Origin of the sequence: Catenulispora pinisilvae, assembly GCF_015356865.1 — a bacterium.
Taxonomy (GTDB): domain Bacteria; phylum Actinomycetota; class Actinomycetes; order Streptomycetales; family Catenulisporaceae; genus Catenulispora; species Catenulispora pinisilvae.
Genome location: NZ_JAAFZA010000124.1, coordinates 17,988 through 29,748, shown reverse-complemented (window position 1 = coordinate 29,748; position 11,761 = coordinate 17,988). Strand labels below are relative to the sequence as shown.

8 protein-coding genes are annotated in these 11,761 nt (G+C 69.4%); 2 read left to right on the top strand and 6 right to left on the bottom strand.

The features are described from left to right. Window positions 1-247 precede the first annotated feature (247 nt). A complete protein-coding gene (locus tag IZR01_RS29100) occupies window positions 248-1,264 on the bottom strand; it encodes a GbsR/MarR family transcriptional regulator (protein WP_194925713.1) in 1,017 nt (338 codons plus the stop codon). Window positions 1,265-1,377: 113 nt separating this feature from the next. Here IZR01_RS29100 and IZR01_RS29095 point away from each other — a divergent pair, with 113 nt between their 5' ends. Further along, window positions 1,378-2,760 carry a serine hydrolase domain-containing protein gene (locus IZR01_RS29095; protein ID WP_194925712.1) on the top strand — a complete coding sequence of 461 codons (1,383 nt, stop codon included), beginning with the start codon at window positions 1,378-1,380 and terminating at the stop codon, window positions 2,758-2,760. On the opposite strand, the gene IZR01_RS29090 is transcribed toward IZR01_RS29095, so the two are convergent. From IZR01_RS29090 to IZR01_RS29070, 5 genes are all read right to left on the bottom strand, one after another. Next, window positions 2,752-4,224, bottom strand: coding sequence for an MFS transporter (locus tag IZR01_RS29090; protein WP_194925711.1), 1,473 nt, complete (start codon window positions 4,222-4,224; stop codon window positions 2,752-2,754). The genes IZR01_RS29095 and IZR01_RS29090 overlap by 9 nt on opposite strands. A 167-nt stretch (window positions 4,225-4,391) precedes the next feature. Then, the gene (locus IZR01_RS29085) at window positions 4,392-4,748 is read right to left on the bottom strand and encodes a V-type ATP synthase subunit E family protein (RefSeq protein WP_194925710.1); all 357 of its coding nucleotides are present in this window, start codon (window positions 4,746-4,748) and stop codon (window positions 4,392-4,394) included. Window positions 4,749-4,800: 52 nt separating this feature from the next. Then, on the bottom strand, window positions 4,801-5,571 hold the full coding sequence (locus IZR01_RS29080; protein WP_194925709.1) for a FadR/GntR family transcriptional regulator: 771 nt from the start codon (window positions 5,569-5,571) through the stop codon (window positions 4,801-4,803). Window positions 5,572-5,626: 55 nt separating this feature from the next. Beyond that, window positions 5,627-7,087 carry an APC family permease gene (locus IZR01_RS29075; RefSeq protein ID WP_194925708.1) on the bottom strand — a complete coding sequence of 487 codons (1,461 nt, stop codon included), beginning with the start codon at window positions 7,085-7,087 and terminating at the stop codon, window positions 5,627-5,629. Window positions 7,088-7,237: 150 nt separating this feature from the next. Then, a complete protein-coding gene (locus tag IZR01_RS29070; RefSeq protein WP_194925707.1) occupies window positions 7,238-8,197 on the bottom strand; it encodes a nucleotidyl transferase AbiEii/AbiGii toxin family protein in 960 nt (319 codons plus the stop codon). Window positions 8,198-8,439: 242 nt separating this feature from the next. Between IZR01_RS29070 and IZR01_RS29065 the strand changes: the two genes are divergently transcribed. After that, on the top strand, window positions 8,440-11,760 hold the full coding sequence (locus tag IZR01_RS29065; RefSeq protein WP_194925706.1) for a discoidin domain-containing protein: 3,321 nt from the start codon (window positions 8,440-8,442) through the stop codon (window positions 11,758-11,760). The last annotated feature ends 1 nt before the right edge of the window (window position 11,761 follow it).

Here is an 11,761-nt window from a genome sequence, read left to right as displayed (position 1 = left end):
GCGAGAACATTTGGCCGAAATCTGCCGATTTCTCAACAACGCCTTTAAACCCCGTACACGACCGGCGACCTCCGCACCCGACTCTCGTCCAACAGGTGACCACACCACCAACCCGGTGAACCAATCCAGCCACCGCACTAGCGGCGCTGACTGCTAGCGGCGCTGGCCGCTAGTTGCTGGTTGCTGGCTGCTGGCTGCTGGCTGCTGGCTGCTGGCTGCTGGCTGCTGGCTGCTGGCTGCTGGCGCCTCAACGCGACGGCGGCGATCCCGGCACGGCTGTTGTCTTCTCAATCGCTTCCCGCTGTTCCGGACTCAAGCGGTCCGACCTCGCGACCACCGCATACTCCTGAGCCCCGATGTCTCGCAGCACGAGCGGATCCGCGATCGCCGGTTGGTCCCGATTCGCCTCCACCGCTGCGAGGACACGCGGCTCGGACCACCCGAGTGCGTCAGCCAGGCCCGCGACGCCCACCGGCCGAGCGGCGTGCACGAGGGCGGCGACCAGCGTCAGGGCGTCATGGACCGCGCCGTCGGCGAGGCCGCTGCCCTGCATCTGCTCGCTGAGCTGTCCGAAGAATCGGCCCATCCGGCCGAGCCGGATGCCGGCGGTCGTATCGCGCCCGAGAATGTCGATGCCCTGCTGCGCCGCGGCCGCGACCGCGCCGTGGGCACCGGTGTCGGCGCGCCACGCCGTGCCCCAGACGTCGTCGCCGATCAGATAGCGCTCGCGGCGCTCACCGGGATCCGATCTGCGCGCGGCCAGTTCCACGGCTTCCAGGTAGCCGATGGACTTGGACACCGACGCCGGGCTGACTCGGAGCCGACGCACCAAGTCGGCCGCCGTCAGACCGTCGGCGTCAGCGGTGAGCAGGCAGGCGAACACCCGCGAGGTCATGCGCGGCAGGCCGGTCCCGGCGAGGACGGTCGCGAAGCTCTCCGCGAAGCCGCGTACCCGCTCGTCCGGCCAGCCGTCGACCCCGCTCCCGTCCGGCCCGCTCCCGTCCGGCCCGCTCCCGTCCGGCCCGCTCCCGTCCGGCCCGCTGCCGTCCGGGCGATCGGGCTTGCGGCGGCGGGCCCGGCCGCCGGCTGTGTGCTGCGCGTCGTCGGCCACGTAGGCGCCGAACCCGCCGTTGCGCGCGACCTCGCGGCTGACGGTCGACGTCGGCCGACCGAGCCGGCGGCCGATCTCGGCGTACCCGAGCCCGGCGGCGAGCCACGCGGCGATCTGGCCGCGATCCGTATACGTCAGCCTGCCTCCCGGCACCGGCGACCTCCTTGCGTTCGTTCACAATGCTGTTGCAACGATTGGCGTCCACGAGCCGTTTCATCCCGCATTCTCGTTGACGGTTCTCTGAACGCAACATAGCTTCTTGCACCATGCCACAACAGATTCCAAGCCGGGTCGGTCAGCTTCTCGCCGAGTACGGGATCCCCAGCGCCGCGATCGGCGTCCTGCACGACGGAGAGATCACCGAGTCGGCGGTCGGCGTCAGGAACGTTGAAACGCAGGAGCCTGCGACGCCCGACACCGTCTACCAGTGCGGCTCCATGACCAAGACCTGGACCGCGCTCGCCTTCCTCCAGCTCGTCGACGAAGGCAAGGCCGACCTGGACGAACCGGTGCGGACCTACCTCCCCGGCTTCGCCGTCGCCGATCCCGAGACCAGCGCCCGGGTCACTCCTCGGCACCTGCTGAACCACACCAACGGCATCGAAGAACTCCACGGCGATCCCGGCGAGGGCGATGACGTGTACGAACGCGTGGTCGCCGCCATCGCCGACGCGCCACAGGTCTTCCCGCTCGGCCACACCCACGGCTACAGCGCGGCGCTCGGCTACGCGCTCCTGGCGCGGATTCTGGAAGTGGCCGACGGCAAGACTTGGGACGCCGTCATGCGCGACCGCTTGTTCGATCCCATGGGCCTGACCGATACCGGCACTCGGCCCGATCTGGTGGCGATGGCGGCTCAGACCGGGACCCGCGCCGCGACCGGCCATCTGGTCCGGTCACTGGACGAAGGCCCGTTCGTCACGCCGATCGACTACCTGCCGCGCGTCTTCGGCCCCGGCGGCGGCGTCACCTCGACGGTCCGGGACGTGCTCGCGCTGGCGCACGTCCTGCTCAACGCGGGCACGGCCGCCAACGGTCGGCGCATCGTGTCGGCGGAGAGTGTCAGGGAGGTGATGCACTCGCGGGTGCCCGTGCCGGACCCGTATCTCTTCGGGCCGGAGTGGGCACTCGGGCTCATCGTGTGTGACTGGGCCGGCGAGACCGTCTACGCCTCCGACGGCAGCACCATCGGTCAGAGCTGCCGCCTGCGCATCCTGCCGGACTCGAACACCGCGATCGTGATGCTGACGAACGGCGGGCCGAGGGACGCCTTCTATCGCCGCGTGTTCAACGAGATCCTGACCGATCTCGGCCTGACCACGATCCCGGATCTCCCCACGCCGAACCCGACATTGAAACTCGACCCGGCGAAGTACGAAGGCGTCTACGAGCGACCCGGCGCACGTTACGAGGTGTCGTCCGAGTCCGGGAGGCTCTACCTGACCAACGTCATCGACCCACAACGCGCCGCGATACTCCACAAGCCCGAGCGGATCCGCTACGACCTCCTCCCGCTGAGTGACACGCACTTTCTGATGCCGCCGACCGATCCCCTGGAGGACCCCCAGACCGTCGCGCTCTACGACTTCGCCGACGGCCCGGCCCGGTACATGCACACCAACTGCCGCGTGTTCCCGCGCTCAGAGTGACGGCGTCACAACCAGCTGGCGGCGGATCAGCACCGCGATGAACGCGGTCGCGAACAAGGACAGGCTCAGCGCGGCCACCGCCACGGCGAGCGAGTGCCAGGCGGACATGCCGTGCTGGAGCCCGTACGAGTAGAGGCCGCCGCCGATCATCGAACCCAGACTCGCCCCCATCGACTCGGCGAGGACGAGCCCGGCGGCGAAGGAATCCGTGGTCGACTTGTCCCGCACACTCACCGCGGTGACCGGCAGGTTCGTATAGATGAAGCCCATCCCGGAGCCGGACACCAGGAACGCCACCCACATCAGCGGCATCGCGGTGCCGGACGACAGATGCGCGGCCAGCAGCACCGGCAGCGTCGCGACCGGGATCGCGACCAGCAGCGCGCCGAGGACTCCGGCCGTGCCGGTGCTCAGGTTCCAGCGTTCGTGGAACTTCGGTTGCAGGAACGCCACCGTCGACCACGCGACCGCGTCACACGTCAGCACGGCCGACGCGGCGGCGATGGAGGAGCCGAAGCCGCTGCGGGCGATGACGGTCGCCATCGCGTCCAGACCCAAGTAGCCCAGCGAGAGGGTAAGCATCGCGAAGACCGCGAGGCGCGGGCCGCGTTCGCCGAGCGGGAGCAGGCGGCGGGCCGCCAGGGCGACGAGGACCAGGCCGCACGCGGCGACGGCCTGGCCGACGGGGCTCTTGACGCTGGTGCCGCCGAGCAGGAGGAGGCAGCCGGTGATGAGGATCAGGACACGGATTAGGGGTGGGGACTGGGACGTGTGCGCGCCGTTCTCGCGGCTCCCAACGTCCACGGCCCGCCGCATCCCGGCAGCCCGACGGACCACGAGTGCCCGGCCAACGACCACGAGCGGCAGCAGCAAGGTCAGCGTCCAGCGCCAGCCGAGCAGGTCCGACACCGTCGAGGCGTACACCGGCCCGAGGAACGCGGGCAGCAGCCACATCGCCGAGATCAGCGAGTAGACGCGCTTGCGCAGCCGCTCGGGGATCGAGTGCGCGACCGCGCTCACCCCGAACGTGGTCAGCACCCCGGATCCGAATCCCTGGAACGCACGCGCGAGGACGAAGGACACCGCGGACGTCGACACCGCAGCGAGCGCCCCGCCGACCACGAACACCACCGAGGCCAGGCCCGCGGTACGCAGCCGCCCGAGCCGCGCCGTGATCCCCGGCGTCAGCGGCGCGGCGGCGATCATCGCCATGCCGTAGGAGCCGAGCAACCAGCCGTAGGAGCGCTCGGCGTGCAGGTCGTGGGCTACCAGCGGCATCACTACGGCCACTGCGAAGTACTGCATCGCCGTCGCGAATTCGAGGAGCAGGAGGCCTAGGACGAGTACGCCGGTGCCGGGTTGGAACAGGTCGCGCCAGGAGGCGGGGCTCGGCGTCGGTTCTAGTTTCGCTGTTTTCGCTTCCGATTCCGCTTCCGATTCGGCGGCGCCGACCCAAGTGCTCATGAATCCCCCGCGATAGCGCAGGTCGCAGGCCATCCCGCGGCCCGCCGACGATCTTCGATGACGTGTCACACGATGACACGGCGCTGCTGCGAAGGGTATGCGGCTTTGGTCCTAGCACCGGGGGCTTAGGGCGCTTGGCATGCTGATCCGACGTCCGATCCCTGGGGCTAGGACACCTCGCCCCGGGCCTCCGCCCGGAGCCCCTCGGCATCCCGCTGAGCGTCCGCGATGATTTGGGCCGCGGTGCGCTCAGCCTCCTTGCGAAGTACCTCCACCTCATCCTGGGCGAGCCGGAGGATGGTCTCGACCCGAGCGCCCAGCCCCGCGTAGCTGCGGGAAGTATCGAGCGTCTTCTTGACGCTCCAGCGCCGGCCTGAGGCTGCCGCCTTCTCCAACTGGCTGATCAGTGCCGCCTGATCCGCGACGGTCTCGGTCAGCTCCGCGATCGTCTGGCGCTGCGACTGCGCCAACGCGGTCAGCAACTCGTACGACGGCTGCTCGGCTTCCGCATTCTGTTCGGGCACGTCACAGCACCCTGCCACACGCGATCACGGTGCGGAAGCAGGGCATTCCCGCTCACCCCCGCCCCACCCGGTCCACCCGGTCCACCCGGTCCACCCGGTCCACCTGATGCGCCTTCACCGCCGCGACCGCAGCGTCCAGCCTCCCCAACTCCAGCGCGCTGAGCAGATCCGCATGGTGCTTGTTCCGCTCCTGCAACTCCGCCGCCGCGGGCGCGACAGCCACCAGGCAGCCCCGCCCCAGCAGGTCCGCGACCTCCTCGCCGGCCATGCCGTGGCCCAGTGCCTCGGCCAGGCTGAGGTGGAAGCGGGTTTCCAGGCGGAGTAGTTCGGTGTGGTCGGCGGTGGCGTTCATCTCGTCGACGACTGTTCGCAGGCCCGTGTCCCAGGCCGGGGGGAGCTCGTCCGCCGAGCGCGCGACCAAGCCGCATTCCAGCAGGAGGAGGAAGTCCTCCAGTGACGCCGCCTGTTCCTCGTCGCGGAAGGCCGCGACCACCGCGTCCCAGTTCGGTGCGACGAAGGTACCGCCGACTCGGCCGCGGCGGCGGTCCAGGAGGCCGTCCTGGCACATGGTCTCCAGTGCTCGGCGGACCGTCATCTCGCTCATGCTGAGGTCTTCGGCGATGACCCCGGTGTCCGGTAGGCGTTCGCCGGGTGCGAGTTGGCCGAGTCGGACCTGGAGCGCTATCCGGGAGCGGATCTGTTCGGCGCCGGTCTGGTGGCGCACGGGCAGGCGGGCGGTGTTGGTGCCGGTGCCCGCGCCGCGTACCAGCGCGGGCGGCACCGGCGCCGGGTAGGGCCCGAACTTACCCGCGGAGTTCGCCACGCTAGACACTCTAAATCGCGGGGCGAGCGGTAGCCGTGCAGGTCGAAACGCTCACTCATTCCTCATAACCGTCGGCGACGACCGCGCCGACCCGTTCCCCCAGCGCCGGATCGCGGCGGGTGAGGACCACTGCGTAGGCGACGGAGACCATCAGCAGGGCGAGCGAGACGTACGGGAACCAGCTGTATGGCGCCGGCTGCCCCGGCTTGACCAGGTAGTACAGCGGCACGACGATCGCCACCGCCCCGAGCGCCGGTAGCACCACGTGCCGCACCACCCGGAATTCAGTCGGCCGGTATCTGCGGTAGTAGAACGGCAACGCGACGTTCGCCGCCAGATACACCAGCAGGATCAGGATCGAGCCCATCGACGAGGCCTCGGCGAAGAACGACGTCGCGTCCATCCGGCCGTGGTGGCCCACCACGTGGCCCAGGCCCCAGCCGCCGATGATCAGCAGCGCGGCGGCGATGAAGGTGACGATCGCGTTGGTCGGCGTGCGCCGTGTGGGGTGAACGTAGCCCAGGAACGCCGGCAACAGCCGCTCCCGCCCGGCGTTGAACAGCAGCCGGGTCTGGGAGTTGGCACCGGCGATGAGTGAGCCGACCGTCGAGGTGAGCCCGGCGACGTAGGCCAGGAACGCCAGCACGCCCAGCGTTCCGCGCGCCACGTAGACGAACGGCACGTCCGCCGCCCCCACCTTGTGCACGTCGTAGCCGAAGCCGGTGACCGTGGCATAGGCGAAGAGCACGTAGCTCAACGACATCACCGCCACCGAAGAGAACACCGCACGTCCCACATCCCGTCGCGGATTCTCGCTCTCCTCGGCCAGCGCCGCCGAGTTCTCCCAGCCGATGAACAGATACACAGCCAACGGGAACCCCTCGGCCAGCCCCGACATCCCGCCCCGGATGTGGCTGGGCAGGAACGGCGCGGCCGACAGGTGTCCGCCATGCTTGACGATCGCCGCGACCGAGACCACCAGCAGCATCAGCAGTTCCACGGCGAAGAAGAACCCTGCGACCTTGGTGGACAACACGATCCCGCGCGCGATCAGCGCCGCCGAAGCCCCGGTCAGCACCAACGTCCAGACCATCCACGGCGGACTCCACCCGGCGTAGTACTTCAGCGTCGTGGCCAGGAACCCGCCGGAGACCGCGATCACCGCCGAGATCCCGATGATGTAGCCGAGTGCTGCCAGAAGCGCGGTGGCCACCGCGCTCGCGCCGCCGAACGTCGTCCCGACGAACGTGATGAAGCTCCCCGCCGACGGATGCGCACGGGAGAACTGCGCCAACGTGTTCCCCAGCAACGCCACGGCGAGCCCGGCGGCCGCGATCGTCAGCGGTGAGGCGACCCCGGAGGTCGTGGCGAGGAACCCGAAGCTGAAGTAGAAGCTCATCGCCGGCCCGATGTTGGCCATCGTCGAACCGGCGATGTCCAGCAGCCCCAACGCCCCGCCGCGCAGGCGCTGGTCCGGCCGGGCGCGGACGGGCGGCGGCGGTGAGACTACGGACATGCGCGGCTCCTCGCCGGCTGAGGGGGGTCGTCGTCGGTGGCGTCGTCAGTGGCGTCGTCAGTGGCCGCGAAACTAGTTCGTGGTGGGGTGGTTGGGCAAGGGGCCGTGGCCTCGGCCCCTTGCCGAAACGTGCCGAAACATGCCGAAACGTCAGGAACCCGAGGCCCCCGGCGCCTCGGCGAACGTCGGCTCCAGGGCGGTGAGCAGGCGCCGCACCAGCGCTTCGGGACCGCCGACCGCGTCCGGATGGTCTTCTTGGAAGCCCACCCAGTCGTCGTACTTCTGGGTGTCCCGGAGGTTCGCCGTCAGGGTTTGGACGATGCGGGACTCCCCGTACGGCTCCGCGGCGAAGGCTTCCCGCAGTAGCGGAAACGGGACGTGGACCGCCTCGGCCAGCAGGACCGCGTCATACAGGTCCTTGCCTTGCGGGTAGGAATCCGTGGCCAGCCACAGCAGCTTCCACGCCAGCGACAGCTCCGGCGACACGGCGCGCATGGTCGTCGGAACGCTGCCCGCGAACCAGAACTCGCTCGCCTTCGCCGGCTCCGGCAGCTCCTCGCCGAAGACGAAGTCCAGCTGCACCGTGCCGTCCGGGCAGCCCTCGGCGCTCCACGGCAGCACCAGCCGGCGGCCGGGGACGCGGTCGTAGGTCCAGATCTCGTCGCTGAGCGCGCCGTGCCTGTCGACGCGGACGATGCCGTCGCGGTCGGCCGCCACCTCGGCGCCGGCCGCGACCTGATCGAAGAGTTCGTCGGTCCGCGCATCGGTCGCGGACCAGTCGCGGTGGTCGACGACGAAGTCCAGGTCGCCCGGTTCCCGCGCGTCCGCACCGAACCACAGCTTCATCAGCACGCTGCCACGCAACACCAGGTGCGCCCCGAAGTCGCACTCGGCGACGGCCGACAGCGCCGCGGCCATCGCCACCATGCGGGTGCCGTACCACTGCGCGCCGCGTCCCGGATCGGAGAACCGCGGATCGCCGGCCCGGTACGCCCGCGCGTGCTGTTTCATCGCCGGGTCGAACACCAAGTCCTGGGACACGCCCTCGGCCGCGACCTTCTTCAGGGTCGGCGGATAGTCCTCGTGCCAGTCGCGGTTCGTCGCGCTCATCGCTCCCCCTAAAACATGGTCGAGACCTCCGTTCAACGGGAACAGCCTGGCCTGATCGCCCGGCATCGGGCCACCGTTTTCCCCGCAGGCCCGCGTTTCCAGACCGTGATCCATGAGTTCCGTTGAATGAACGCAATATTTCGTAGAGCTGTCAGAGTCTTGCGTTCGCCTGTCGCCCTTGCAACGATGTGCCCTGCGCTCCACCCCCACTAGGCACATCCATCTCTCGCCCAGGAGGACGCATGCGTGTCAGAGGACACCGCTTCCCCGCCCCACCCCTGCGCAGACGGTTCGCCGCCCTGGTGACCGCCGCCGCGAGCACCGTCGCCGGTGTGACGATGGTGCTCGGCGCCGCGCCGGCGCACGCCATGAACGGCCCCGGGACGCCGCCGTACTGGGCGCAGTCCCCGTTCAACGTGCCCTCCGGCACCGGTGCGAACCTGCCGTTCACCGAGTACGAGGCCGAGGCCTCGACCAACACCGGCACCCTGCTCGGGCCGGACTTCACCCAGGGCAGCGTCGCCAGCGAGGCCTCCGGCCGCGAGGCGGTCCAGCTCACCGGATCCGGGCAGTACGTGCAGTTCACGCTGACCAGCGCCGCCGACGCCCTCGACGTGCACTACAACCTCAACCAGGGCGCGTCCGGCTCGCTGTCGGTGTACGTCAACGGCACCAAGCAGAGCCAGGAGCTGTCGCTCACCTCGGCGTACAGCTACATCAGCACCGGCGGCATCACCGGCAGCAAGACCCACAAGTTCTTCGACGACGCCCGGATGATGTTCAACCAGACCCTGCCGCAGGGCGCCGTCGTGAAGTTGCAGGTCGACTCCTCGGACACCGCGGTGCCCTACACGATCGACGTCGCAGACTTCTACAACGTCCCGGCCGCGGCGACCCAGCCCTCCGGCTCGGTCTCGGTCGTCAGCGAGGGCGCGGACCCCACCGGGGCCGCCGACTCCAGCAACGCCTTCAACAGCGCGATCACCGCGGCCAACGCCGCGAACCAGTCGGTGTGGATCCCGCCGGGCACGTACCTGGTGAACAACCCGATCCAGACCCAGAAGGCGACGATCGTCGGCGCGGGCAGCTGGTATTCGCAGATCAAGTCGAACATGTTCATCCACAACTCCAGCGCCGTCTCCGGGCCGGTGAACCTCAGCGGTTTCGCCATCCTGGGCAGCACGGTCGGACGCCATGACGACAGCTCGGCGAACGGCATCGACGGCTCGCTGGGCAACGGCTTCACCGTGGACGGGCTGTGGATCCAGGACACCAACGTCGGCTTCTGGTTGCAGTACGGCAACAGCAACTGCACCGTGGAGAACACCGTCGTGGAGTCCACCGACGCCGACGGCCTGAACTTCAACGGCAACGCCTCGCAGTGCACTGTGAAGAACAACTTCCTGCGCGGCACCGGCGATGACAGCCTGGCGATCTGGTCCTACCCGACCGCCGACTCCAACATCACCTTCGCCAACAACACGATCGTGGCGCCGACGCTGGCCAACGGCATAGCCGACTACGGCGGCTCGAACAACACGATCTCCAACAACGTGATCGCCGACGACAACGCCTTGGGCAGCGGCCTGGCCATCTCCAACGAGGCGTTCCTACAGCCGTTCTCGCCACTGTCCGGCACCATCACGGTCTCCGGCAACTACCTGATCCGGGCCGGCGCCTACAACCCGAACTGGAGCCACGTGATGGGCGCCGTCCAGTTCGACCCCTACAACACGGACTTCACCAACGTCACAATCAATTACAGCGGCGGCGCGATCCTCGACAGCCCTTATGAGGCCTTCGAGATCGTCGGCGGCGACGGCACCGGCCACCTCGCCAACGGCCTGAACATCAGCAACGTGAAGGTGCAGAACACCGGCACCACCGTGTTCGAGGCCGAGACCGGCGGCGCGGCCGCCGTCAGCGGCGTGACCGCGAGCGGGGTCGGCGTCTCGGGCACCTACAACAACAGCTACCCGGGCAATGTCGCCGGCGCCTACACCTTCAACCTCGGCAGCGGGAACTCCGGCTGGAGCACCACCCCGGTGCTCACCACGTTCCCGGACCCGGTGCAGCCCGGCGCCCTGCACGCCTCGCCGAGCGCCCTGTCGTTCGGTGACGTCAACTCCGGCTCGACCAGCTCCGCGCAGTCGGTGTCGATCACCAACCCGGGCACCAGCGCCGCGCCGATCTCCTCGATCAGCGCCACCGGGCCGTTCTCCGAGACCAACAACTGCGGCGGCTCGATCGGCGCCGGCGCCTCCTGCACGGCGCAGGTCACGTTCGCGCCGACCACCGGCGGCAACGCCACCGGCACGCTGACCGTCGCCACCAGCGCCCCCGGCGGCAACCTGAGCGTGGCGTTGACCGGGCGCGGCATCAGCTCCACGACCAACCTGGCGCTGGGGCAGCCGGCCACCGCGAGCAGCACCCAGGGCACGTTCGTGGCGTCCAACGCCACCGACGGCGACGCCAACACCTACTGGGAGAGCTCCGACGGCACGGCCTATCCGCAGACGCTGACTGTGGATCTGGGCTCCACGCAGTCGATCGGCTCGGCCAAGCTCTTCCTGCCGCCGTCCTCGGCGTGGAACACCCGCACCGAGACGCTGTCCGTGCTGGGCAGCACCGACGGGACCACCTTCAGCCAGATCGTCGGCTCGGCCGGCTACACCTTCGATCCCTCGACCGGTAACACGGCGGCCATCAGCTTGCCGACCGGGACCAGCGCCCGATACGTGCGGCTGAGCTTCACCGCCAACACCGGCTGGAGCGCGGCGCAGCTGTCCGAGTTCCAGATCTTCCCGGGCGGCGCCTCGAACGGCAATGGCAGTGCCCTGACGGCGAACCCGTCCAGCGTGTCGTTCGGAAATGAGGCAGTCGGCTCCACCAGCGGCGCGCAGGCCGTGACGGTGTCCAACCCGGGCAGCATCGCCGCCGCGATCTCCTCGGTCACCGCGAGCGGACCGTTCTCGCAGACCAACAACTGCGGCAGCTCGCTGGCCGCCGGCGCCTCGTGCGCGGTCCAGGTGACGTTCGCCCCGACCGCGTCCGGCAGCGCCAACGGCTCCCTGTCGGTGGCCAGCAACGCACCCAGCAGCCCCCTGACGGTCACCCTGTCGGGCACCGGCACCACGACCGCCAACAGCAACCTGGCCCTGAACCAGCCGACGACCGCCAGCGGCACCACCCAGAACTACTCGCCGGGCAACGCCGTCGACGGCAACACCAGCAGCTACTGGGAGAGCACCGACAACGCCTTCCCGCAGTGGCTCCAGGTGGACCTCGGCGCCGCGCACAGCGTCAGCCGCATCGTGATGGACCTGCCGCCGGCCACCGCGTGGGCCACCCGCACCCAGACCGTCCAGATCCAGGGCAGCACCGACGGCACCAACTACACCACCCTGGCCCCGTCGGCGGGCTACACCTTCAACCCCAGCACGGGGAACACCGTGACGGCCACCTTCGCGGCCGCGAACGTGCGGTACGTGAAGCTGACCTTCACCGCGAACACCGGCTGGCCGGCCGGCCAGCTCTCGGAATTGGAGGTGTTCTCACAGTAGA